We start from the raw sequence: 22,843 nt of genomic DNA on the forward strand, positions 1-22,843 counted from the left end.
ATCAGTCGGAGAGCCGGATGCCTTAATCGGGCACGTCCGGTTCGATGAGCGGGGATGGGAAACGGAGCGTTGCCGAATGGCCCAAGCTACCGCGCCCATCCTCGACTCTACCGAAACGGACCTCCCACGATGTCCGCAGTTCGGTCGCTATCGGGAGTAAACCGGACGTCACGGGGATAGCCCAACTTGGTCGAGATTGACCCGGAACGGACATGAACGGCCGCAGCGCACCAGGGTCCAGGCGAACTATGCCAACGCGCTGCAGGAGTTGACCAACTACTATCCGGGCCGCGACCGCAGCTTTCCACGAGCTGCTCGCAAAATGGCCGTAGTTTTCAGCAATTGAAGGCGGTCATCGAATTCGACGGATTGGTCGAGGTGACAACGATGCGGAATTTGTCTTTCGGACTTCGGCGATTGCTGTCGCTGATCGTGGGCCTTACCCTCTGGGCGGCCGCTGCTTGGCCTGCTGCGGCCGAGCCCTCCGCGGCGGGCCTGTGGCAGAAGATCGAGAACGGCGAGCCCCGGCTTTACGTGTTGGTCGTCGATCACAACGGCGTCTTCGAAGGCTTGATGGCGAAACTGTTCCCCAAGCCGGGCAGTACAGGCCCGCGGATCTGTTCGGAGTGCACCGACGACCGCAAGAACGCGCCATGGCTCGGTATCTCCTTCGTCCGCGACATGAAGCGCAATGGTCTGAAATATGAGAACGGCAACGTGCTCGATCCCCGCGACGGCAAGATCTACAGCGCCAAGATGACCTTGAGCCCGGATGGGCAGACCTTGACGCTGCGCGGCTATATCGGCATCTCGCTGCTCGGCCGCGACGAGACCTGGACCCGCCTGCCCGATAGCGCCATCGCCCAAGTCGATCCCGCCATCGTTGCCAAATATTTCCCCGCGCAGGCCGCCGCGATGAAGCCGCCCGCCACGACACCGGGGATGCAGAGAAAGATGGCGCCAGCGCATTAGAGTTTCTATCCTCCCTGGGATTGTGAAGAGGGTAAAAGGGGAGGAAATGGTCTCGTCATCAATAGGCGAAAATGGAATTACGGGTTGCGGTAGGGAATTACGGTGACAGTGGAATTACGGTGACAGTTGAATTACGGTGGCAGTGCTGGACTGCACCCCATAAGTGAGACACGGTAATTTCTGTGACAGGGCATTTTCACTTTGGGTTCATGGCTAGCGCGAAGTTGGTTTCGAACTCAAGTGGCGGGCGGTAGCCGAGGGCGGAGTGAAGACGCTCGGTGTTGTAGATGGTGCCGATGAAGACGCTGATGGAACGTCTTGCGTGCTCGATGTTCTTGAAGCGGCGGCCGTCGACTTCCTCGGTCTTGAGAGTCTTCATGAAGCTCTCGGCTTTGGCATTGTCGTAAGGATTGCCGGGCCTGCTCATGCTGACGGTGATATCATGGCCGGCGAGGCGCTGGCGATAATCGGTTGAAGCATATTGCACGCCACGATCGGAATGATGAATGAGACTGGCGGGCCTGGGCTTGCGATCGGCAAGCGCGTGATCCAGCGCTGCCGGCCTCCCGCGCTCGGCGGATTTGCGTGTAAAATCTAATTTCCCAAGCCGGATCAAGCTGTTTCTACCTGTCCAGTCCCGTTTGAAAAAATATTCTGGTTTTCCGAAATCCCAAATCACCTTATATCCGCAGCCGTCCACCCCACTTAAGGGGCATATCGCGATCGTCACGGACGCGGGGCTGGATGCGATGGACGCGAGCGGTGCTGCTGACGAGAGCGCCTAACTTGCGGACGGAGAAGTCGTGTGGTCCTGACGCCTCGACGCTGGCGTCAAGTTCGCGAAAACAAGTTTTCGCGGGCGACGGTGACAAGAAAGCCCGATCGCCGGGGAGAGCGCGAAGGAAGCCGTTAAAACCATTGCGTGCGGGGATGCCGGGTGATTTCCGGTGCGACCGCTGTGAATACTCGTGTGCATCTTGCACTACCACTTCGCACACGAGGCTGCGGGTGCACTGGGCACCCGGCATTCCCCACGCCCTCTTTCGGGGCGATCGGCTCTTGCAAAACTCGGGCGTTTCACGCCGCGAGATCGCTGATTGATGTCTGGAGCATCGATTCCATGGACAGGGATTCGCTCTTGACGAGCCTGAACCGCGCGCGGCCTTGCCACATCAAATTTTTCCGATTAAATCTGTTCCCGACATCAAGAGTTGAGCTGACGCTCGACGCCAACCTGCTCCCGAGCAAGGTGGCATCCCCGAACCGGGGAGATGCGGCCGATCCGGCAACAAACGGGACAGCGCCGCAAGCTTTCGTCAGCTTTGCCCGGGATGGCCGAGACCTGATGAACCAGAGGCGGTGCGGAATGAGCGATCCCCAGCAATTTGCCAGCGACAATTATTCGGGAATCTGCCCCGAGGCCTGGGCCGCAATGGCAGCGGCGAACCAGGGCCAGGCGCCCGCCTATGGCGAGGACGAATGGACGGCGCGGGCCTCGGATGCCTTTCGCGTGCAGTTCGAAACCGCATGCGAGGTGTTCTTTGTCTTCAACGGCACCGCGGCCAACTCGCTGGCGCTGGCCTCGCTCTGCCAGTCCTATCACAGCGTGATCTGTACGGCCTCGTCGCATGTCGAGACCGACGAGTGCGGCGCGCCGGAGTTCTTCTCCAACGGCTCGAAGCTGCTGGTGGCCCCATCTGCGGACGGCAAGCTGATGCCGCAGGCGATCCGCGCCATCGCGACCAATCGCAACGACATCCATTTTCCGAAGCCGCGCGTCGTGACCATCACCCAGCCGACCGAGACCGGACAGGTCTACAGCCTCGCCGAGTTGCGGGCGATTTCGGCGTGCTGCCGCGAACTCGGCTTGAGCCTGCACATGGACGGCGCGCGCTTTGCCAACGCCTGCGCCAGCCTCGGCTGCAGCCCCGCCGACATGACATGGCGCGCCGGCGTCGACGTGCTCTGTTTCGGCGGCACCAAGAACGGCATGGCCGTGGGCGAAGCGATCCTGTTCTTCAACGGCAAACTCGCGGAGGACTTTGATTATCGCTGCAAGCAGGCCGGGCAGCTGGCCTCGAAGATGCGCTTTCTGTCGGCGTCCTGGGTCGGCATGTTGGAAACCGGGGCCTGGCTGCGCAACGCCGCGCACGGCAATGCCTGCGCGGCTCGGCTGGCGCGGCAGATCGGCGGATTGCCCGGCGTCGAAATCCTGTTTCCTGTTGAAGCCAATGCGGTGTTCGTTCTCATGAGCGACACCAAGCTCGACGCGCTGCGTGACCGCGGCTGGCGATTCTACACTTTCATCGGTGGCGGAGCCCGCTTCATGTTTGCATGGGATTCTTCGCCGCAACGCGTCGACGAGCTCGCCGCCGATATTCGCCAAATTGCATCAGGCGCCGGCGAGGCCGGTCATGAATGAGCGGCCAGTTCTAGCGCCTGCGAAATTCCTCACTGTCCCGCCGGCGCAATTCGTCCATCAGGTGCTGGAGGTGAGGGGACAGGCGCGAATCTTCGGGACGCAGGTTCTGCTGCAGCCTTTCGCCTACCGCGTCGCAGATCGACCGGCTGGTCTTGTAATCAATCGTTTCGCTGCTGTCGTCGATTCGGCCGTTCATGACTAGTTCCGTCTGGCATCCGTGTTCGCTGAGTGACACCGGATCAAGTCATGAGGCCAAATATTGTTTCCGCCCGCGATGGATTTGCATGCTTTCCAGTAAAAATTGTATGAAGGGGAACCCGATCCGCTCCGGCGTCAAGGCAAAGCCCCGGCACAATCGGGCCGGGGCCTGCGTCATCGGCGATCGAACGCTGCGCTCAATAGCAGCGATTGACCAGGCGCCAGCGGGGTCCCCACGGCGTCGGAACCAATTGGCGCGCATAGCAGCCGCCATACCCATAATAAGTGGGGCCGCCGACATAGAAGCGGGGACCCACCCAGCCGCGATGCCAGCCGCCGCCATGCCAGCCACCGTGCCAGCCGCCCCAGGCCGAGGCGGAGGTCGGCGCCAACGCGGCCGCTCCAAGCGAAGCTGCGGCGACGGCAACAAGCGAGAGTTTGCGTAACATGGTCGTCTCCTCGGGGTTCGGCGCGGTCAGCGCCATCGATGAGGTTTTCCCGTTGACGCCCCCTCGAGCGGGAGCGTTCGGTCGATGGCAGCCTAGGCCTCCCAGGCTGAACGAGGACCGCACGGCCGTGTCAGGGAGGGTTAATCTTCGTGAAATTGTTGTAATTCATCTGCCCCGCCGCGGCTCGCCCGGCAAGGCGTCTCGCCGGGTCGCTTGCCGTTGGCCGTCGGCGCCGATATAAGCCCCGCAACTTCCCAGCAGCTTTGCAAGGACGAAATCATGGCGATTGAACGCACCTTTTCGATTATCAAGCCCGACGCGACCGCGCGCAATCTGACCGGCGCGATCAACGCGCTGATCGAGAAGGCCGGACTGCGCATCGTTGCGCAGAAGCGCATCCAGATGACCCGCGCACAGGCCGAAACCTTCTACGCCGTCCACAAAGCGCGTCCGTTCTTCGGCGAACTGGTGGACTTCATGATTTCCGCGCCGGTCGTGGTCCAGGTCCTCGAAGGCGAGGGCGCCGTGCTCAAGTACCGCGACGTCATGGGCGCGACCGATCCTGCCAAGGCGGCGGAGGGCACGATCCGCAAGGTGCATGCGAAGTCGATCGGCGAGAACTCGGTGCATGGATCGGACGCTCCGGAGACGGCCGCGATCGAGATCGCGCAGTTCTTCTCGGGCAACGAGATCGTCGGCTGATTGCGGCCGGCGCGCGCAAGCCGGCCGGCGATCACCGCGGCTGCTTGCGCCAGGGGGTAGGCTGTGAACTGGCTGTTGCAGGTCGTTGATCCCGCCACACTCGGCGGGTTTTTCGCGCAGCTGCGCACCGACATGCACACGCCGGTGTTCTGGCTGGCGGTCGGCAAGATCATCTGGATCAACGTGCTGTTGTCGGGCGACAATGCGCTCGTGATCGCGATGGCTTGCCGCGGCCTGGCGGGGCGGCAGCGCGTGTGGGGCATGGTGATCGGCGCCGGCATCGCGGTGCTGCTCCTGATCGCATTCACCGGCATCGTCGCCAAGCTGATGGTGCTGCCCTATCTGAAGCTGGTCGGCGGAATCGCGCTGCTCCTGATCGCGGCCAGGCTGCTGGTTCCGGAAGACGAGGGCGACGGCGTCGCCGCGGGCACCAGCCTGTGGCATGCGATCCAGATCGTCGTGATCGCCGACATCGTCATGAGTCTCGACAACGTCATCGCGGTCGCTGCCGCCGCCAACGGGCAGCTTTCGCTGTTGATCCTGGGGCTTGCCATCAGCATTCCCATGATCATCGCAGGCGCTGCGCTGATCATGTTTGTGCTCGACCGCTTTCCGATTCTGATCTGGCTGGGGGCGACGCTGCTCGGCTGGATCGCGGGCGATGTGATCGAGACCGATCCGGCGGTCCAGCCGCTCCTGCAACGGCTTCTCGATGGCCAGGTCGTGCTCAATTTTCACGTCACCTCGACGATCTTCGGCGTGTCGCAGCACTTCAGCGTCGACATGGACCTGGTCGAATACATCTGCTCGATCCTTGGCGCGATCGCGGTGTTGGTCGTGGGGTCGATTTGGCGGAAGCGCAAGCTGCGCGAGCTCGATCATCTCGCGCTGGCGGAGACCGGCGAGGCGGCGCGTCCGGTGGACCGGCCGTAACTGAACAGGTCAGCGCCGCACGATCGATCCGGAGCGGCCGACCAGCCGCGCCAGCTGCTTGAACCGGCTGCCGACGCGATCGGCGACCAGATCGACCAGCTGGTGTTCGAACACCAGCATCAGCTTGCGGCCCTGGCTTCGGAAGTGGGTTGCCGGCAGCACGCCCGGCCGCGCCGCCGAGATCAGATGGGCGACGCGAAAGGCGGCGCCGAGCAGCCGCGCGCGTTCGTCCATCGCCGGCGGCACCAGGGCCCTGATCCGCGCCGGCGGTTCGTTCTGTTCGCTCAACCCCGCATAGCGGTAGAACACCGACAGTGCGACGAACGCCCGGCCTTGATGGCTGATCGAGCCGAAATTGCCGTTGGTGATCAAATTGAGCGTTTCCTCGCCGCGGTGGTCGGGATGCACCCGCCAGCCGATGTCCGACAGCAGGCAGGCGGCGTGGCGCAGGCGGCGATCTTCCTCGGTCTCGCGCAGCCTGACGACGCGCACCAGGCGATCGGACCATTCGATCAATTCCTGGGCATGGCGCGCGGATCGCGACAACAGCTCGTTCAGCGTCTGCGCGGCGCAAATCAATCCGTCCCTGGCGCGTTCGGCGTCCGGCAGCTTCTCGTAAAGCAGACCTTCCCGCACGCCGAAGGTCGAAAACACGATGGTCTTCGGCTGCGCGACGCGGATGACGTGTTCGAGCACGAGCGCCGCATAGGCCAGCAGCGGACGCCGGGCATCGGCGACGACTTCGATATTGGCCAGCATGTTCGTCGCTACCAGACTGCGCAGGCGCCGGGCGAAATCAAGCGCGTCCTGCGCCGGTATCGAATAGCCGTGCATCACGCCAAGCGGATATTCGCTCTGGATGATGTGGATGCGCGCCAGTGCGCGCCAGGTTCCTCCGACCGCGTAAAAGGTGCGGCCGCGGCCGGCCTTGAGCTGGATGACGTCGGAAAGCTCGGTCTTGACGATGCGCTCGGCGCGCTTCAGCGATTTATGCGACAAGTCTTGCAGCGCCAGGCTTCCGAGCGGCAGCGTCACGCCGCCGCGAACGCGGTTGCCACGCACGTCGATCAGTTCCAGCGAACCGCCGCCGAGATCGCCGACGATGCCGTCCGGCCGGTGAACGCCCGAGATCACGCCGAGCGCGGACAGTTTTGCCTCGCGCGGGCCCGACAGGATTTCGATTTTGCCGCCGCAGATGCGCTCGGCCTTGGCGATGAAATCCGGGCCGTTGCTGGCGTCGCGGCAGGCGGCGGTGGCGATGGCGTGCACACGGCCGACCTTCATCACCCGGCACAGCGCGCGAAAACGCCGCAACGCCGTCAGCGCCTTGGCGACGGCGTCCGGCGCCAGAATGCCGGTGGTCTGGACCTCGCGGCCGAGCCCGCACAGCGCCTTCTCGTTGAAAATCGTGATCAGGCTGCGCGCCATCGATTCATAGACGACGAGACGCACCGAATTGGAGCCGATGTCGATGACCGCGACGCTGGATGCGCGCTTGCGCGGCCGTTTCACCGCAGGGATCCCTTATGATGAATGCTGACGCTCGGTACGGCGCGTGAGGCGGCGTGGCGAAGATTCCTTGAGAGACTTTCCACGGCCTGACAGACTCGGATTCGTCATGAAATAATTATGCAGGTTGAAAGGCTCTTCGCCTTTCGCGGCCTTCATACGCGTTGACGACCCGTCCGGCAACAACTGCCAGCTCTGCTCATTATCCTTGAGGTTCGCAACCATGATCTGTTCGAGAACCTGCTGATGCACCGTGGGATTTTGCAACGGACAGAGGACTTCGACGCGGCGGTCGAGGTTGCGCGGCATCATGTCGGCGGACGAGATATACACAGCCGCTTTTGCGCTCGGCAGGCCCTGACCCATGCCGAAGCAGTAGATTCGGCCGTGTTCCAGGAATCGGCCGATGATCGACTTGACGCGGATGTTGTCTGAAAGTCCGGGAATGCCCGGCCGCAAACAGCAAATGCCTCGCACTACCAGCTCGATCGGCACGCCGGCCTGCGAGGCCTCGTACAGCGCGTCGATGATGTCGGGATCGACCAGCGAGTTCATCTTCATCCAGATCGCGGCCGGCCTGCCGTGACGGGCGTGGCTGGTTTCGCCGTGGATATGTTCGATCATCCGCTTGCGCAGCGTGAGCGGCGATACCGCCATCTTCTCGATGTCGCTCGGCTCGGCATAGCCGGTGATGTAGTTGAATACCCGCGCGGCGTCGCGTCCGATGATCGGATCGGAGGTGAAATAGGACAGGTCGGTGTAGATGCGCGCGGTGACCGGGTGATAGTTGCCGGTGCCGGTGTGGACATAGGTCGTGAGGCTGCCGCCCTCGCGGCGCACGATCAGCGACAGCTTGGCGTGGGTCTTCAGTTCGAGGAATCCGTACACCACCTGGACGCCCGCGCGTTCGAGATCGCGCGCCCAGCGGATGTTGGCTTCCTCGTCGAACCGCGCCTTGAGCTCGATCAGCGCCGTCACCGACTTGCCGGCTTCCGCGGCCTCCGCCAGTGCGCGCACGATCGGCGAGTTGTTGGAGGTGCGATAGAGTGTCTGCTTGATGGCGACGACATCGGGGTCGCGCGCGGCCTGCTGCAGGAACTGCACCACGACGTCGAAGGATTCGTAAGGGTGATGGACGATCAGATCCTTTTGCCGGATCGCGGCGAAGATGTCGCCGCCATGATCGCGCACGCGCTCGGGATGACGGGGCACGTAGGGCGGGAATTCGAGATCCGGCCGGTCGAGCCTTGTCAGTTGCGACAGTTCGTTCATCGCCAGCACGCCGTCGACCAGCAGTACCTCATCGTCGGCCGCGGAAAGCGCCCGCTGCACGAAGCCGCGTAATTCGTCCGGCATCTTGGCTTCGATTTCAAGCCGGATCACCGATCCCCGCCGACGGCGCTTCAGCGCGGTTTCGAACAGCCGCACCAGATCTTCCGCCTCTTCCTCGATTTCGAGTTCGGAATCCCGGATCACGCGGAACGCGCCCTGGCCCTTGACCGTATAGCCGGGGAACAGCCGGCCGATGAACAGGCCGGTGGCCTGCTCCAGCGTGATCAGCCGCACCGCGCCGTCCTTGCCGGCGGGCAGGCGAATGAAGCGGTCGATCTTGCCGGGCATGCGGATCAGCGCGTTCATCGGCTTGCCATCGGAGACCCGCGCCAAATGCAGCGCGATGGTGAAGCCGAGGCTCGGGATGAACGGGAAGGGGTGGGCCGGATCGATCGCCAGCGGCGTCAGCAACGGGAAGATGTTGTGGAGGAAATGATCCTCGATCCAGTTTCGCTCGATCTTGGTGACATCGCGGCCATCGACCAGAACGACACCGACTTCGGCCAGGACCCCCCGCAGATCGCGCCAGATCGCCTGCTGGTCGTTGGCGAGTTTTGAGACGGTCTCGTTGATGAGGACGAGCTGCTCGGCGGGCGTGCGCCCGTCGGGGCTGCGCTCGGTGATGCCCTCCCGCACCTGGGCCTTGATGCCGGCGACGCGGACCATGAAAAATTCATCAAGGTTATTGGCGGAAATCGACAGGAATCGCACCCGCTCGAGCGCGGGGTGGCCGGCATTGACCGATTCCTCAAGTACCCGGCGGTTGAAATGCAGCCAGGAAAGCTCGCGGTTGATGAAGCGTTCGGGGCTGTGGGCAATCGTCGGAACAGTCTCCGGTTCCGACTCTTTTTCTTTAATTACAATAGCTTGCGCGGGTTCCATGAAGTTTCAATCTATCCCAGAGCAGACACCAGCGCGATTCTAGGCACGGATGCGGCAAAGCATGTGTTATCGCGACGACGTTTCAGTGACATTGACGTCCGCCGCGCTCTTGCCGTCAAGATGCGACTGGGCCTGCGGCCATCAGGCATTACGCAGCAATTCCGCCGCCAACGCCCGGGTTACCGGCCGGCCCAGGCGCAGGGCTTCGCTGTCCAGGAGTTCGACAGCCCGCCTTGCGGCGGCATAGGACCGCTCGATCCGGGTTGCCAGATAGCTGACCACGCTCTCATCGACCGCCATTTGACGATCGGCGCAGAACTTGACGATCAGCGCGCGAAACAGCGCATCGTCGGGCGGCAGCAGCGATACCGTCGGCACGGCGCGCAGGCGCGAGCGCAGGTCGCGCAGTTCGATCTGAAACGTCGAGGGCGGCACCCGTGCGGTGATCAGCACGAAGGCCTGGTCTTCCCGCGCCAGATTCATCAAATGAAACAGTGCGCGTTCGTCGACCTCGGACGGATTCAAATCCTCCACGACCAAAGCCCCGGTCGCCAGCGCGGCGGGCACGGAAGGCGGGGTCAGCGCATGCGCCGATGTCGAGCGCGCGCCCGCTTGCTCCGCCCAGATCGCGGCCAGATGGCTCTTGCCGGAACCCTCGGGCCCAACCAGCAGCATGATCCGGTTGGGCCATTCGGGCCAGCTGTCGACCAGCACCAGCCCTGCGGCATTGGCCGGCCCCTCCAGGAAATTGTCGCGCGTCAGGCTTTCCGTGTGCGGCAGCGCAAATGCGAGCTGACGGGGTTCAACGCGGCCTGGCACCTGAATTACTCCATGCCGGAACCGGCCGGCGCTGACTTATTTGGCTTCGATCGTGCTCATGTGCCGCATCCACTCCACGAGATAGAGCGACACAGAAGCCAAAGTAAAGATCGTGACAAGACCCATCAGGATTAGATCGTACGGCGTCGGATTGAAGCCAAATCCAAGCGCTGCCAGCACCAAAGCCGCGAACGCAACCTGCGCCACGGTATTGAGCTTCGACACCATCAACGGTTTCATCGGAATCGGCTTGCCGAACAACCATGACACAATCACGGCGGAGACGATCATGATATCGCGCGACACCACCAGGATGACGATCCAGCGCGGCACGGCGCCCCAGATTCCGAGCGCCACGTAGATCGAGACCAGAAGCGCCTTGTCGGCCAGTGGATCGAGCAGGGCTCCCAATTCACTCGCCATATTGAAGCGCTTGGCCAGAAAGCCGTCGACGGCATCGCTGACGCCAGCGATGATGAAGATCGCAAACGCGATCTCCATCTGGCTGGAGGCGATCGCCCAGACGATGATCGGGACCAGCAGGATGCGGCCCAGGGTAATGATGTTGGGGATACTCACGCGGCGCTTCCCGGCTACCGGCCTGATTTTACGAAAGGTCTGGCCCTTTGCGAGGTTAGCCGGTTCCTGTCTACATAGTACATGCGCGTAGCGCTTGCGAGCCATTGCGCATCGGCGGAATCCGACGTAACCAGCCGCCATCATCTGGAATAGGCCATGGTCGACCGCAAAAACGGGCTCACTTACGCGGATTCAGGCGTCGATATCGATGCCGGCAATCGTCTGGTCGATCTCATCAAACCGATGGTTCGCGCGACCGCCCGCGCCGGCGCGGATGCCGAAATCGGCGGTTTCGGCGGGCTGTTCGATCTCAAGGCCGCGGGCTTCAAGGACCCGGTTCTGGTCGCCGCCACCGACGGCGTCGGCACCAAGGTCAAGATCGCAATCGAGACCGGCCTGCATAGCGGCATCGGCATCGACCTCGTGGCGATGTCGGTCAACGACCTCGTCGTGCAGGGCGCAGAGCCCTTGTTCTTTCTGGACTATTTCGCCTGCGGCAAACTCGATCCGGAGGCCGCCGCTGCCATCGTCGCCGGCGTCGCCGAAGGCTGCCGGGAATCCGGCTGTGCGCTGATCGGCGGCGAGACCGCCGAAATGCCCGGCCTCTACAAGGACGGGGATTACGACCTGGCGGGCTTTGCGGTCGGTGCGGCCGAGCGCGGCACGCTGTTGCCGCGACCCGATATCGCCGTGGGCGATGCGGTGATCGGTCTGGCTTCGTCGGGTGTTCACTCCAACGGGTTTTCGCTGGTGCGGAAAATCGTCGAAACCTCGGGTCTTCCGTTCGATGCGCCGGCGCCGTTTTCGCCGGTCATGACGCTGGGCGGCGCGCTGCTGGCGCCGACACGGCTCTATGTCAAATCGTGCCTGCGCGCGATCCGTGAAACCGGGGCGGTCAAGGGACTTGCCCATATCACCGGCGGCGGGTTCACCGACAACATTCCGCGCGTGTTGCCCAAGCATCTCGGCGTCGGCATCGACCTGGCACGCCTGCCGGTGTTGCCGGTGTTCAAGTGGCTGGCGGGGCAGGGCGGTATCGCCGAACTCGAGCTGCTGCGCACCTTCAACTGCGGCATCGGCATGATCGCCATCGTCAAACCGGACGCGATCGAACAGGTCAGCGGGATCCTCACGGAGGCCGGCGAGACCGTCACCCTGCTGGGCGAGGTGATTCCGGCCGCAGGTGAACACCGCGTGGTCTATAACGGTCATCTCGATCTTTCCCGGTGAGTCCATGAAGCGCCGTGTCGCAATCCTGATTTCGGGGCGTGGATCGAACATGGCCGCGCTGATCGAGGCTGCGGCGGCTGCGGATTTTCCAGCCGAGATCGTTCTCGTCATTTCCAACCGGGCCGATGCCGGCGGGCTGGAAAAAGCAGCCGCTAGCGGCATTGCGACGCGCGTCATCGAAAGCAAACCGTTCGGCAAGGATCGCGCGGCGTTCGAGGCGGTGCTGCAGGCGGCGCTCGATCAGCGCCGAATCGACCTGATCTGCCTGGGCGGCTTCATGCGGTTGTTCACCGCTGAATTCGTGCAGCGCTGGTACGGTCGTATGCTCAATATTCATCCCTCGCTGCTGCCGTCGTTTCCCGGGCTCGAACCGCAGGCCCAGGCGGTGCGCGCCGGCGTGAGGATCTCGGGCGCAACCGTGCATTTTGTCATTCCGGAAACGGACGCCGGCCCGATCCTGATGCAGGGCGCGGTCGAGGTTTACGACGACGACACGCCCGAGAGGCTGGCGGAGCGTATCCTTGCGATCGAGCACCGCATCTACCCTGCCGCGCTGCGGCTGCTGGCCGGTGGCCGGATCCGGATCGAGGGCAATACCTGCAAGACAGTCGGCGGCTCAGGCTCCGACGCGAGCCTGATTTCGCCCGGCATCGGCTAGGCTTTTGCTCGGAGAATGGGGGCAACGCCGGTTAGGCGGCGAGCAATAAAAATCCCCCGGCAGAGGCCGGGGGTACATCAGGAATGCTTGCGCGCATCGTGACGAAGCTTACGAGACCTTCAGATTTTCCGCGGAAGTCTTGCCGCGATTCTCCACGAGGTCGTATTCGATAACTTGGTTTTCGTTGAGGGTAGAGAGCCCAGCACGTTCGACCGCCGAGATATGGACGAACACGTCCTTATCGCCGACCATCGGCTTGATGAACCCATAACCCTTTGTCGGGTTGAACCACTTGACGGTGCCTTTTTGCATCGCCTGTCTCCTGGTCTAGACGTAAAAAAGACGCGGCCACGCTTTACGCGTGCCACGCCACAAGCGGGCTTTTCGGATGTCTGCTGCTCAATTTCTCGGTCGCGAAACGCACAGTCGATCGGCCTAAATCCGATTGTGCCGGATATTGCAACACGAAATTTGCGCGTTAGCAAGCTTTTGGCGCGGTTCACGAAATCGAGCGGCGACAGGGACTGCCCCCGAACAGCTGTGGCAACGGAACAACAATGTCGGCTAATGCCCTCGCCAACGACCAAGACCGATTGACGGTCCGGAAGAACTGGAGGCAAATCCGCGCCGGCCGGCGTTATTTTAGTAATTTTTACCAAGTTGGTACTCTTTGGGAATGGCATCGATGTGCTGCTCACCGCAGCCTGCGCGATCAAGAGAGAGGGGCGCCGGCCGCGGGGTTGCAAGAGCCGTTGCCATCGTCTTTGGCCTGATGCTGGCCGCCGCAGTGGCGTCTTCGCCGGCGCATGCCCAATCACCCAGCCCTACGCCTACTCCAAACCCGACTCCGTCCCCGAGCCCTACGCCGCTCCCCAGTCCGTCGCCGACGCCGACATCGACATCAATCAATTCCGATCTGTCGGCCGGCGCGACCGTGACCAATCTCGGCAGCAATTTCCTGGAACGGCTTGGAAGCCAGGCGTCGTCCGGCTTCGGGCGAGGTTTGCGGACCAATCCGGGCGGCGGCGGCGCCTCCGAGGCAACCGACGCGCCACGGTTTCGGACTTGGGGCGAAGCCTACGGGATCTCGGTCAATACCGGCGCGCAGGCTGATTTCGTCGGCGATCACCGCCAGACGTGGGGCGGCGTCGCAGGCCTTGGCGCGATGGTCGCGCCCGGTGTCAATCTGGGCGTTTCGGTCGACCAGAGCCGCACCGCGATCGACGTTCCGCTGGCGCTGCAGTCGGCAACCCTCGATCTCACCCAGTTCGGCTTCAACGCCTCGGTCGACAACGGACCCTGGACCTGGGCGGTCGCGCTGGTCCATGGGTTCGGCAAGATCAATTCAAGCCGGGACACCGGCTTCGGCACCGCCAGCGCCGGCTACAATGCCAGGATCGACGGCGCGCTGACCGAGCTCAGCTACTACTGGAACATCGACCAGAGCCGGATCGTGCCGAAAGCCGCACTCGAATATGTGCGTGCCACGACCGGATCGTTCCAGGAGGTCGGCGGGCTCGATCAGCTGATGGCGACAGGGACGTCGGTGGAGCGCTCGCGCATCCTGCTGGGCGCGGAGGTCGGGCACTACTGGATATTGGATCAAAAGATTTTCGATCTGTCCGCCTACGGCAAGTTTGTCGACAATACCTCTCAGAATTTCAGTTCGATCACCGTCAGCCTCGGCGCCGAGAGCATCACCGTACAGGGCATCGGCGAGAGCCGGTACGGCGCGGACGCCGGCGCGTCCGCTTCGCTCAGCCTGAGCAACACGGCGCGGCTCTATCTCAACTACGACGCCAAGTTCCGCGCCGCGCTGCAGTCGCATCAGGGAACGCTCGGCGTCGAGTTGAAATTCTAGCGACGCCGACGCGGGACCTGTCGGGTTCAATCCTGGCCGCGTTGCTAAGCCTGCCCGGCGGCATACCCCTCCAGGCCGAAATTGCGCCGCGTCTCCGCCATCAGCGAAATGAGCTCATTCGGGTGGATGAACTCGTCGCCGAAACACGGATACGCCTTGGGATCGAATATCTTCTTGAGCCAATCAATGACGATCTTGTGCCGGTCGGAGTTGCGAAACTCCTTGTGGTACGTGAGCCACAAATCCATGTGATAGTTGATCCCGAGATCGATCGGAACGACCGGCGCGCCGAGTGCCATCACGGACGTCGGCAGAAATCCGATCCCGGCCCCCCTCTCGATCGCATAGAGAACCGCGACGCTGGAATTGGTCGATATGCCGACGATCCCATCCAGCGAATCCAATCCGAGGATTCGCGCATAGCCGGTCTCGTCGAGTTGCACCCCGTGTTGCTTGACGATCCGGTGATGTCTGAGGTCGGCGAGCGATTTCGGCAGCCCGTAGGCGTCGCGATAGGCCTCCGACGCAAACGCGTAGATGTGATGTCTTCCGAGCTTCGTAACAATGAGGTCCGGATTTGTCGGCCGCGCGAGCTGGATCGATATATCCGCCTCGAGTCGCGAGACGTCGGCCTGCTCCATCGCGCAGCGAAGATCGACCGTGATCTTGCGGTAGGTTTTCTGGAAATCGATCAGTCGGGGCAGGATCCAGGAGAGGCCGGGTCCCTCCGTCACTGCAACACGCACTGAACCATTTATCTCTGTCGACATCGAGGCGCGACGAAAAATGTTGAAGCTGAGGCGCTCCATCTGTTGGACATCGAACAGCAATGCGTGTCCTTCATCGCTTAGCGACAAGCCGGATTGATCGCGCAAGAAGAGTTTAAATCCCAATTCCTCTTCAAGCCTGTCGATCTTGCGCATCAGCGTCGTGCCGGTCAGTCCGAGCACTTCCGCAGCGTTCCTGAAACTCTGATGCCGCGTACATAGTAAAAATGCGTGTAAATCTTCCCACGACGCGTTGAGGGTTTCTTCAGTCTTCTTGCGCTGCATTGGTGCAGCGCCCCGATGCAAATGTTGCCGCATACCCGTCGTCCCCGTCAGATATGATGATGGTTACATAAATGGGACATTAATTAAATGCAGAAAATGTTTCGAGAAAGTAGGGACCTGGCCGTTCGCCACGAGCTGGATCGGCTTTCGCCAAGCTCCGCGATCAGCGTCGGCCTGGCTGCGCGCGCTCACCTGACCGAATTGGTGGATATTGCCCGGCGCGAAATCCCGGGGGTCAATGCGACGGAACAGGGCCTCGCGCATTTCTTGCAGCAGGATCCGGAGTCGATTTTCGTATTTCAGCGTGGCGGCAATCTGCTCGGCGGCATCGCGTTTCTTTATCTCAATTGCCGGGGACATGACGCGCTTCTGCTGGAAGAAATCGATCTTAAAAACCCGAGCCGCGAGTTTTTGGCGCGCTCCGACGAGGAAGCATCGGCGATTTACGTCTGGGCTCTCGCTGCCTTCGGGCGCGCCGTCGTCGGATTGGGAAATGTCGCGGAGTATCTGAGAAGGCCGCGATTCATCGACGCGGATTATTTCGCGCAGCCGGCGACGAAAGCGGGCCGCGATCTGCTGAAAGCCATTGGTTTCGAACCGGTCTCGAGCTTCCAGCCCGAGCTCTGGAGTTATGTGCGGCCGTGGAATCGCCTTCCACCGAATATCCAGGCGTCGAATGTCCCAGCAAGGAGTTTTGCAGATGCACGGCACTAGGCCCCCAACACCCGCAAAAACAGGTTCGCGCGCGATTTCAATCCGCATCGCCCGCGACCCCAACGATTTGATGCTGGTGACCGCGATTCGCGCCGCCGTGTACCTTGCCGAGCAGGATTGCCCGATCGAGGAAGAATTCGACGGCAACGATCTGGTCGCGGCGCACTTCATCGGATTTATCGGCGGCGAGCCCGCGGCCTGTCTTCGGGTGCGATTTTTTGGCGAGTTTGCCAAAATCGAGCGTCTCGCCGTGCGGCATCAGTTCCGGCGCTCGCGCATATCGTTCAAGCTGGTGCAGGCGAGCTTCGAATACATCAAGCGCAAGGGCTTCAGGAAGGTTTACGGCCATGCGCAAGACCGGCTGGTGAACTTCTGGTCGCATTTCGGCGCCAAACCGCTCGGCCACAACCGGAAGATCACCTTTTCCGATTTTTCCTATACCGAGATGGTGCTGGACCTCGAGCCGGATCCCGATGCCATCACGCTCGACAGCGATCCTTACGTGATCATCAGGCCGGAGGGTGATTGGGACAGACCCGGCGTCCTCGACATATCTTCCGGCCGTGCGGTGACGTCGCCACTTCGCACGCCGGCGCTGGCCGACACATGATCGCGAGTCGCAAAATAATGCCGGCCTCGATCCATGACGATCCGCCGATCCTCGTCTGCGCCGATCTCCAGACCGAGTATCTGACCGAGGGCCGCAGCCACGTCATCTCGGACGCCGAGGCGGTCACGGCGCGCTGTCTCGAACTGATGACGCTGTGGCGTGACAATCTCTGGCCGGTCATGCATCTCAAACGCATCGCCCAGGCGGCTTGGTTCAATCCGGCGTCGAACCTGACGGACTGGATCGCGGAGCTGAAACCGAGGCCGGGGGAGCTTGCCTTCGAGCATCCGCTGCCCTCGGCCTACAGTTCGTCGCGGTTCGCCGAATACATGGCGAACATGAGAAACATCCGCTGCGTATTGATGGGATTTTCCCTCGATGAGACCGTGCTGTCGACCGTGGTCGACGGGTTTCACCGCAGCCATCGCTATCAGGTGGTCAGCGATGCCGTGGCCTGCAGGCGCCCCGGCGTCGGCGACGCCGCGTCATACAAGCTTGCGGTCGTCAAGGTCATCGGCAACTTCGCCGGGACACTGGGAACCGCCGAGCTGATCGGGGCAAGCGGTAAAATCGCGGTATGATCCGTGAGCGATGGCGCCGCGTCGAGCCGACGGTCGCGCCGCCGATCGTTCGGTCAGTCCGTGCTTGCGGCAAAGGCGCCGGCACCGAGTATGAATGTTGATGCGCGAGGACGATCTCAATGAGCTGGCGCAGCCCTGCTCTAGGTTCGATCGACCCTGACCACCCGGCCTTTTTCGATCGCGAGCGCGAGCCGACCATGCTTGAGCGACAGCGCCGCTTCGCCGAACAGGTCGCGGCGCCAGCCGCGCAGCGCGGCGACATCGGCGTCGTCGTCGCCGGCGATTTGTTCGAGGTCGTCGACGGTGGCGATGACCTTGCTGGCGACGGCATGGCGTTCCGACGTCATCCGCAGCAGGACCTTCAACAACTCGACGGTCGCCGCGCCATTTGAATTGCCACGCGGTTTCTCGATTTTCGGCAAGGCCGCGGGATCGCGCGCAAGGCCCCGCTGTACAGCAGCCACGATATCGGCGCCCCATTTCGAGCGGTCAAAGCCTTTCGGCAGCGAGCGCAGATTGGCCAGCCGCTCGAGGCTGGTCGGCGCATGGGTGGCGATGTCGCCGACCGCATCGTCCTTCAGCACGCGGCTACGCGGAACGTCGCGACTCTGCGCTTCCTGCTCGCGCCAGGCGGCGACTTCCATCAGCACCGCCAGCTCCTTCGGCTTGCGCACCCGCGTCTTCAGGCGTTCCCAGGCGCGCTCGGGGTGAAAGTCGTAGGTCTTCGGGCTCGTCAGGACCTCCATTTCCTCGCTCACCCAGTCGCTGCGGCCGCGCTTCTTGAGGTCGGCGTCCAGGGCCTGGAACACGTCGCGCAAATGGGTGACGTCGGAGACCGCATAGTGCATCTGCTCCGCACTCAGCGGCCGGCGCGACCAGTCGGTGAAACGGTGGGTCTTGTCCGGCCGGTGCCCGGTGATGCGCTCGACCAATTGGTCATAGGCGATGCTGTCGCCATAGCCGAGCACCATGGCGGCCACTTGCGTGTCGAAGATCGGATGCGGAATGGTGCCGGACTGGTGCCAGACGATCTCGATGTCCTGGCGGGCGGCGTGGAAAACCTTCAGCACGTTCTCTTCGGCCATCAATTCGAAGAACGGCTTGAGATCGATGCCGGCCGCCAGTGTATCGACAACGACCGCTTCGTCGGCGCTCGCCATCTGCACGACGCAGAGCAGGGGGTAATAGGTGGTCTCGCGCAGGAATTCGGTATCGACGGTAATGACCGGATGCTGGGCAAGCCGGGCGCATACCGCGGCGAGTTCGGAAGTGGTGGAAATCAGATCCATGAATGGTCCATAACGCTTTTCAGAGGCGTTCTGCCGAAAGCGCTGATATGTCAAGGGTCTTGCGGCGAATTCGAGCCTTGCATTTCCGCCAGACGCGGGCTTTTGGCCAAGAGTCGGCCCAAGAGTCGGCCCAAGACTCAGCCAAGATCAACGCAGGACTCGGCCGCTCGCGGCGCGCCTGGCGATGGCCGGGACCCAAGCCCCCTGGTTTCGAAAAGCGGAATCAGTGGTCGCTCATGTGCCGGGCAGAGGGCCGTCGCTGCGACGGCACGGCAAGCACGATGACGCAGAGCCCGAGCATCGCCAAACCCATGAATTCAAATACCAACGCGTCAAACACGATAGTTCCCCCCAACCAAGCCGCTAGACTTGTAGGGAACGCATTGACCGCTTCTTAATTCCTGTGGCGCGGCCGCGGGCGCCTTCTGGAATGTTTAACGGAAGGTTAGTGCTTCACGTCCCGCAAAAGGTCTGCAGCACGCGCTCATGCGGCTCGGGTGGCTCCGCATAGGCCGAAAACGCCGGCTGGTCCTCATAGGGCTTTGACAGGACCGCGAGAAGGTTCTCGAAGGGAACAAAATCGTCGCGATTTACGGCGGCCTCGATCACCGCTTCCACCCGATGGTTCCTCGGAATGAAGGCCGGATTGACGGCTCGCATCGCCGTCCGCCTGGCGCGGGAATCCTGCTTTGAATCCTCCGGCTCCCCGCCGAGCCGCTGCCGCCAGCGTGCCGCCCATTCGTCATAGGCGGCCGGATCGGCGAACAGCTGCCTGACCCCGCCATCATAGTCCGGGCCGAGTGCGGCATCGCTCAGCCGCCTGAAAGTGAGCGTGAAGTCGGCTTGGTTCCTGGCCATCGCATCGAGCAGGTCCTGGGCGAGGATCCGGTCATCGTCACGCGCAGAGAACAGGCCGAGCTTGCGTCGCAAGCCTGCCTGATAGGCGGTGTCGAAAACCTCGACGAATTCACCGATCGCCGCCTGCGCTTCGGCCACGGCCTTGTCCGGGTCGTCGGATATGAGCGGCAACAGGCACTCGGCCAGCCGCGTCATGTTCCACTGGGCGATTCTCGGCTGGTTGGCGTAGGCATAGCGCCCCATTTCGTCGATCGAACTGAACACCTGCTTCGGATCGTAATGGTCCATGAAAGCGCACGGGCCGTAATCGATGGTTTCGCCCGAGATCGAGCTGTTGTCGGTATTCATGACGCCATGGATGAAGCCGACCAACAGCCAGCGCGCAACGAGATCGGCCTGCCGCGCAATGACGGCGCCGAGCAGCGCGAGATAGGGGCGTTCGTGGTCCGCTAGCTCAGGGTAATGCCGGGCGATGACGTGATCAGCCAGCTGCCGCACGCCTTCGGTATCGCGGCGGGCCGCGAAATACTGGAAAGTTCCGACCCGGATGTGGCTGGAGGCGACCCGGGTGAGGACCGCGCCGGGCAGGGCGGTCTCGCGCAGCACGCTCTCGCCGGTCAACACCGCGGCGAGCGATCGCGTGGTCGGGATTCCCAGTGTCGCCATCGCCTCGCTGACAATGTATTCGCGCAGGACCGGACCCAGTGCCGCGCGGCCGTCGCCGCGGCGCGAAAACGGCGTCGGGCCTGATCCCTTGAGCTGAATGTCGCGGCGGACGCCGTCGGCATCGACCACCTCGCCGAGCAGGATGGCGCGGCCGTCGCCGAGCTGCGGCACGAAATGACCGAACTGGTGGCCGGCATAGGCCATGGCGATCGGGTCGGCGCCGTCGGGGAGCCGTTTGCCGGCGAGGATTTCGGCGCCTTCCGGGGTTTCCAGAAGGTCCGGATCGAGGCCGAGCTGGAGCGCCAGCGGCCGGTTCAGCTTGATCAGCCGGGGCGAGGTGACCGGGGTCGGCGCAACACGGGCGAAAAAGTTCGCCGGCAGCGCCGCATAGGTGTTCTGAAAGGGGAAATGCACCGTCATGGCCTCAAGATAGGCATGTGGGGGAAATAGACAATTGGCTTGCGGGATGGGATGCAATGGGGTGGATGATTTGCCGTCCCTTTTCTACGGGGCTGCCTCCTTTCCAGGGGGCAGGTTTGGGTCCGCATTCGGTTGCCGCGCCCGACGCGCTCGGGTAAACCCTGACGCTCTTCGGGGCCGGCAAATGCCGCCCGATTCTGCCCTCTGGCCATCTTTCTTGGGATTTCCATGCATCGTTACCGCTCCCATACCTGCGGCGCGCTCCGCGAGAGTCACATCGACCAGACGGTCAGGCTGTCGGGCTGGTGCCATCGCATTCGCGACCATGGCGGCGTGCTGTTCATCGATCTGCGCGACCATTACGGCCTGACCCAGTGCGTCGCCGATCCGGATTCGCCGGCCTTCAGGGACGCGGAGAAACTGCGTTCGGAATGGGTGGTACGGATCGACGGCAAGGTGCGGCGGCGTCCCGCCGGAACCGAGAATCCGGAACTGCCGACCGGCGCGGTCGAAATCTATGTCAGCGAAATCGAGGTGCTGGGACCGGCGGGCGAACTGCCGCTGCCGGTGTTCGGCGAGCAGGAATATCCTGAGGACATAAGGCTTAAGTACCGGTTCCTCGACCTGCGTCGCGAGAAATTGCACCAGAACATCATGACCCGCGGCGCGATCGTCGATTCCATGCGCAGGCGGATGAAGGAGCAGGGGTTTTTCGAGTTCCAGACCCCGATCCTGACGGCCTCGTCGCCGGAGGGCGCGCGCGACTTCCTGGTGCCGTCGCGGATCCATCCGGGCAAGTTCTACGCCCTGCCGCAGGCGCCGCAGCAGTACAAGCAACTCCTGATGATGAGCGGCTTCGACCGCTATTTCCAGATCGCCCCCTGTTTCCGCGACGAAGACCCGCGCGCCGACCGGCTGCCCGGCGAGTTTTATCAGCTCGACCTCGAGATGAGCTTTGTCGAGCAGAACGATGTTTTCGCAGCGGTAGAGCCCGTCATCACGGGCGTGTTCGAGGAGTTTGCCAAGGGCAAGCCCGTTACCAAATCGTGGCCGCGGATTCCCTTTGCGGAGGCTTTACGCAAATATGGCAGCGACAAGCCGGACCTGCGCAACCCGCTGGTGATCCAGGAGGTTTCCGAGCATTTCCGCGGCTCCGGCTTCAAAGTATTCGCGCGGATGCTGGAAGACCCGAAGAACCAGGTCTGGGCCATTCCCGGACCGACCGGCGGGTCCCGCGCGTTTTGCGACCGGATGAATTCCTGGGCGCAAGGCGAGGGCCAAGTGGGTCTTGGCTATATTTTTTACGCACAAGAAAAAGGACCAGAAGCGGGCAGCGTGCGCGAGGCCATCATGCAGGCTCTGCGGGAGGAGGGACATCCCGACGTTGCTAAATGGATGGAATTGCAGGACTTGGTTGTCGGAAGAGGTCCAGTCGCTAACAATCTGGGGCAGGGACGGACAGAAGTTTTGCGCCATAAGTTAGGTTTGGAAGCTGGCGATGCTGTTTTCTTCGTCGCCGGCGATCCTGACAAGTTCTGGAAATTTGCTGGATTGGCGAGGACAAAACTCGGCGAGGAGTTGAACCTGATCGACAAGGATCGGTTCGAGCTTGCCTGGATCGTCGACTTCCCGATGTACGAATACAATGAGGAAGACAAGAAGGTCGACTTCTCGCACAATCCGTTCTCGATGCCGCAGGGCGGGCTGGAAGCGTTGCAGACAAGGGACCCGCTGACCATCAAGGCGTTCCAATACGACATCACCTGCAACGGCTACGAGATCGCCTCGGGCGGCATCCGCAACCATCGTCCCGAGGCGATGGTGAAGGCGTTCGAGATCGCAGGCTATGGCGAGCAGGACGTCGTCGAGCGCTTCGGCGGCATGTATCGCGCGTTCCAGTACGGCGCGCCGCCGCATGGCGGCATGGCGGCGGGCGTCGATCGCATCGTCATGCTCCTGTGCGGCACCACCAACCTGCGCGAAATCTCGCTGTTCCCGATGAACCAGCGCGCCGAAGACCTTTTGATGGGCGCGCCTTCGGAGGTGACGCCGAAACAATTGCGCGAACTTCACATCCGGCTCAATTTGCCGCAAACCTGATCTCTCA

At 62.5% G+C, this 22,843-nt stretch carries 22 protein-coding genes and 1 riboswitch; of the genes, 10 read left to right on the forward strand and 12 right to left on the reverse strand.

Annotated features, from left to right (window positions below; genetic code table 11):
• Window positions 1-387 precede the first annotated feature (387 nt).
• Entirely contained in the window at window positions 388-972 is a 585-nt protein-coding gene (locus B5525_RS28855) for a DUF2147 domain-containing protein (RefSeq protein WP_079573917.1), read from the forward strand.
• Between the two features lie 196 nt (window positions 973-1,168).
• Here the strand turns inward: B5525_RS28855 and B5525_RS47590 are convergent, their stop codons facing one another.
• Window positions 1,169-1,651 (reverse strand): integrase core domain-containing protein, encoded by a 483-nt coding sequence (locus B5525_RS47590; RefSeq protein WP_172899994.1) that lies wholly within the window; start codon window positions 1,649-1,651, stop codon window positions 1,169-1,171.
• A gap of 517 nt (window positions 1,652-2,168) precedes the next feature.
• A riboswitch (SAM-I-IV-variant riboswitch) is annotated at window positions 2,169-2,275 on the forward strand.
• Between the two features lie 63 nt (window positions 2,276-2,338).
• On the opposite strand from B5525_RS47590, the gene B5525_RS28865 reads away from it, so the two are divergent.
• The gene (locus B5525_RS28865) at window positions 2,339-3,394 is read left to right on the forward strand and encodes a threonine aldolase family protein (protein ID WP_079569040.1); all 1,056 of its coding nucleotides are present in this window, start codon (window positions 2,339-2,341) and stop codon (window positions 3,392-3,394) included.
• Window positions 3,395-3,404: 10 nt separating this feature from the next.
• On the opposite strand, the gene B5525_RS28870 is transcribed toward B5525_RS28865, so the two are convergent.
• Together B5525_RS28870 and B5525_RS28875 are read right to left on the reverse strand one after the other, a co-directional pair.
• Window positions 3,405-3,590 carry a hypothetical protein gene (locus B5525_RS28870; protein ID WP_079569041.1) on the reverse strand — a complete coding sequence of 62 codons (186 nt, stop codon included), beginning with the start codon at window positions 3,588-3,590 and terminating at the stop codon, window positions 3,405-3,407.
• A 199-nt stretch (window positions 3,591-3,789) separates the two neighbouring features.
• The gene (locus tag B5525_RS28875) at window positions 3,790-4,041 is read right to left on the reverse strand and encodes a sulfur globule protein precursor (RefSeq protein WP_079573919.1); all 252 of its coding nucleotides are present in this window, start codon (window positions 4,039-4,041) and stop codon (window positions 3,790-3,792) included.
• A gap of 279 nt (window positions 4,042-4,320) precedes the next feature.
• On the opposite strand from B5525_RS28875, the gene ndk reads away from it, so the two are divergent.
• Together ndk and B5525_RS28885 are read left to right on the forward strand one after the other, a co-directional pair.
• Window positions 4,321-4,743, forward strand: coding sequence for a nucleoside-diphosphate kinase (gene ndk / locus B5525_RS28880; protein WP_079569042.1), 423 nt, complete (start codon window positions 4,321-4,323; stop codon window positions 4,741-4,743).
• A 63-nt stretch (window positions 4,744-4,806) separates the two neighbouring features.
• Window positions 4,807-5,676, forward strand: a complete 870-nt coding sequence (locus B5525_RS28885) for a YjbE family putative metal transport protein (RefSeq protein WP_079569043.1) — start codon at window positions 4,807-4,809, stop codon at window positions 5,674-5,676.
• Window positions 5,677-5,685: 9 nt separating this feature from the next.
• Here B5525_RS28885 and ppx read toward each other — a convergent pair whose 3' ends face one another.
• The 4 genes from ppx to B5525_RS28905 form a co-directional block, all read right to left on the reverse strand.
• On the reverse strand, window positions 5,686-7,188 hold the full coding sequence (ppx, locus tag B5525_RS28890; protein WP_079569044.1) for an exopolyphosphatase: 1,503 nt from the start codon (window positions 7,186-7,188) through the stop codon (window positions 5,686-5,688).
• Window positions 7,189-7,200: 12 nt separating this feature from the next.
• Complete coding sequence (locus B5525_RS28895) at window positions 7,201-9,399, reverse strand: RNA degradosome polyphosphate kinase (protein WP_079569045.1); 2,199 nt, start codon at window positions 9,397-9,399, stop codon at window positions 7,201-7,203.
• Between the two features lie 141 nt (window positions 9,400-9,540).
• Window positions 9,541-10,218: a DnaA ATPase domain-containing protein gene (locus tag B5525_RS28900; protein WP_079569046.1), complete on the reverse strand. Its 678-nt coding sequence runs from the start codon at window positions 10,216-10,218 to the stop codon at window positions 9,541-9,543.
• Window positions 10,219-10,254: 36 nt separating this feature from the next.
• A complete protein-coding gene (locus B5525_RS28905) occupies window positions 10,255-10,797 on the reverse strand; it encodes a CDP-alcohol phosphatidyltransferase family protein (RefSeq protein ID WP_079569047.1) in 543 nt (180 codons plus the stop codon).
• A 156-nt stretch (window positions 10,798-10,953) separates the two neighbouring features.
• Between B5525_RS28905 and purM the strand changes: the two genes are divergently transcribed.
• The gene (purM, locus tag B5525_RS28910; protein WP_079569048.1) at window positions 10,954-12,027 is read left to right on the forward strand and encodes a phosphoribosylformylglycinamidine cyclo-ligase; all 1,074 of its coding nucleotides are present in this window, start codon (window positions 10,954-10,956) and stop codon (window positions 12,025-12,027) included.
• Between the two features lie 4 nt (window positions 12,028-12,031).
• Window positions 12,032-12,685: a phosphoribosylglycinamide formyltransferase gene (gene purN, locus B5525_RS28915; RefSeq protein WP_079569049.1), complete on the forward strand. Its 654-nt coding sequence runs from the start codon at window positions 12,032-12,034 to the stop codon at window positions 12,683-12,685.
• Between the two features lie 108 nt (window positions 12,686-12,793).
• Here the strand turns inward: purN and B5525_RS28920 are convergent, their stop codons facing one another.
• On the reverse strand, window positions 12,794-12,997 hold the full coding sequence (locus B5525_RS28920) for a cold-shock protein (protein WP_079569050.1): 204 nt from the start codon (window positions 12,995-12,997) through the stop codon (window positions 12,794-12,796).
• Between the two features lie 622 nt (window positions 12,998-13,619).
• Here B5525_RS28920 and B5525_RS28925 point away from each other — a divergent pair.
• The gene (locus tag B5525_RS28925) at window positions 13,620-14,546 is read left to right on the forward strand and encodes an autotransporter outer membrane beta-barrel domain-containing protein (RefSeq protein ID WP_425305217.1); all 927 of its coding nucleotides are present in this window, start codon (window positions 13,620-13,622) and stop codon (window positions 14,544-14,546) included.
• 44 nt (window positions 14,547-14,590) lie between these two features.
• Here B5525_RS28925 and B5525_RS28930 read toward each other — a convergent pair whose 3' ends face one another.
• Both B5525_RS28930 and B5525_RS47595 read right to left on the reverse strand, forming a co-directional pair.
• A complete protein-coding gene (locus B5525_RS28930; protein ID WP_079569051.1) occupies window positions 14,591-15,631 on the reverse strand; it encodes a LysR family transcriptional regulator in 1,041 nt (346 codons plus the stop codon).
• A 30-nt stretch (window positions 15,632-15,661) separates the two neighbouring features.
• Window positions 15,662-16,360, reverse strand: coding sequence for a hypothetical protein (locus tag B5525_RS47595; RefSeq protein ID WP_172899782.1), 699 nt, complete (start codon window positions 16,358-16,360; stop codon window positions 15,662-15,664).
• Between B5525_RS47595 and B5525_RS28940 the strand changes: the two genes are divergently transcribed.
• Together B5525_RS28940 and B5525_RS28945 are read left to right on the forward strand one after the other, a co-directional pair.
• Complete coding sequence (locus B5525_RS28940) at window positions 16,299-16,922, forward strand: GNAT family N-acetyltransferase (RefSeq protein ID WP_079569053.1); 624 nt, start codon at window positions 16,299-16,301, stop codon at window positions 16,920-16,922. The genes B5525_RS47595 and B5525_RS28940 overlap by 62 nt on opposite strands.
• A gap of 17 nt (window positions 16,923-16,939) precedes the next feature.
• Entirely contained in the window at window positions 16,940-17,503 is a 564-nt protein-coding gene (locus tag B5525_RS28945; protein ID WP_079573923.1) for a cysteine hydrolase family protein, read from the forward strand.
• Window positions 17,504-17,643: 140 nt separating this feature from the next.
• Here the strand turns inward: B5525_RS28945 and rnd are convergent, their stop codons facing one another.
• The gene (rnd, locus tag B5525_RS28950) at window positions 17,644-18,792 is read right to left on the reverse strand and encodes a ribonuclease D (protein ID WP_079569054.1); all 1,149 of its coding nucleotides are present in this window, start codon (window positions 18,790-18,792) and stop codon (window positions 17,644-17,646) included.
• A 453-nt stretch (window positions 18,793-19,245) separates the two neighbouring features.
• Complete coding sequence (locus B5525_RS28955) at window positions 19,246-20,736, reverse strand: protein adenylyltransferase SelO (RefSeq protein ID WP_079569055.1); 1,491 nt, start codon at window positions 20,734-20,736, stop codon at window positions 19,246-19,248.
• Window positions 20,737-20,964: 228 nt separating this feature from the next.
• Here B5525_RS28955 and aspS point away from each other — a divergent pair, with 228 nt between their 5' ends.
• Window positions 20,965-22,836, forward strand: coding sequence for an aspartate--tRNA ligase (aspS, locus tag B5525_RS28960; protein WP_079569056.1), 1,872 nt, complete (start codon window positions 20,965-20,967; stop codon window positions 22,834-22,836).
• Window positions 22,837-22,843 lie beyond the last annotated feature (7 nt).

Origin of the sequence: Bradyrhizobium erythrophlei, assembly GCF_900129505.1 — a bacterium.
GTDB classification, from domain to species: Bacteria; Pseudomonadota; Alphaproteobacteria; order Rhizobiales; family Xanthobacteraceae; genus Bradyrhizobium; species Bradyrhizobium erythrophlei_D.

What these genes read in the sequence shown, in the direction of transcription:
- B5525_RS28855 (WP_079573917.1), top strand. Translation starts at nt 388, where the DNA reads ATGCGGAATTTGTCTTTCGGACTTCGGCGATTGCTGTCGCTGATCGTG.
- B5525_RS28865 (WP_079569040.1), top strand. Translation starts at nt 2,339, where the DNA reads ATGAGCGATCCCCAGCAATTTGCCAGCGACAATTATTCGGGAATCTGC.
- B5525_RS28870 (WP_079569041.1), bottom strand. Translation starts at nt 3,590, where the DNA reads ATGAACGGCCGAATCGACGACAGCAGCGAAACGATTGATTACAAGACC.
- B5525_RS28875 (WP_079573919.1), bottom strand. Translation starts at nt 4,041, where the DNA reads ATGTTACGCAAACTCTCGCTTGTTGCCGTCGCCGCAGCTTCGCTTGGA.
- ndk (WP_079569042.1), top strand. Translation starts at nt 4,321, where the DNA reads ATGGCGATTGAACGCACCTTTTCGATTATCAAGCCCGACGCGACCGCG.
- B5525_RS28895 (WP_079569045.1), bottom strand. Translation starts at nt 9,399, where the DNA reads ATGGAACCCGCGCAAGCTATTGTAATTAAAGAAAAAGAGTCGGAACCG.
- purM (WP_079569048.1), top strand. Translation starts at nt 10,954, where the DNA reads ATGGTCGACCGCAAAAACGGGCTCACTTACGCGGATTCAGGCGTCGAT.
- purN (WP_079569049.1), top strand. Translation starts at nt 12,032, where the DNA reads ATGAAGCGCCGTGTCGCAATCCTGATTTCGGGGCGTGGATCGAACATG.
- B5525_RS28920 (WP_079569050.1), bottom strand. Translation starts at nt 12,997, where the DNA reads ATGCAAAAAGGCACCGTCAAGTGGTTCAACCCGACAAAGGGTTATGGG.
- B5525_RS28930 (WP_079569051.1), bottom strand. Translation starts at nt 15,631, where the DNA reads ATGCGGCAACATTTGCATCGGGGCGCTGCACCAATGCAGCGCAAGAAG.
- B5525_RS28940 (WP_079569053.1), top strand. Translation starts at nt 16,299, where the DNA reads ATGCACGGCACTAGGCCCCCAACACCCGCAAAAACAGGTTCGCGCGCG.
- B5525_RS47595 (WP_172899782.1), bottom strand. Translation starts at nt 16,360, where the DNA reads ATGCGGATTGAAATCGCGCGCGAACCTGTTTTTGCGGGTGTTGGGGGC.
- B5525_RS28945 (WP_079573923.1), top strand. Translation starts at nt 16,940, where the DNA reads ATGCCGGCCTCGATCCATGACGATCCGCCGATCCTCGTCTGCGCCGAT.
- rnd (WP_079569054.1), bottom strand. Translation starts at nt 18,792, where the DNA reads ATGGATCTGATTTCCACCACTTCCGAACTCGCCGCGGTATGCGCCCGG.
- B5525_RS28955 (WP_079569055.1), bottom strand. Translation starts at nt 20,736, where the DNA reads ATGACGGTGCATTTCCCCTTTCAGAACACCTATGCGGCGCTGCCGGCG.
- aspS (WP_079569056.1), top strand. Translation starts at nt 20,965, where the DNA reads ATGCATCGTTACCGCTCCCATACCTGCGGCGCGCTCCGCGAGAGTCAC.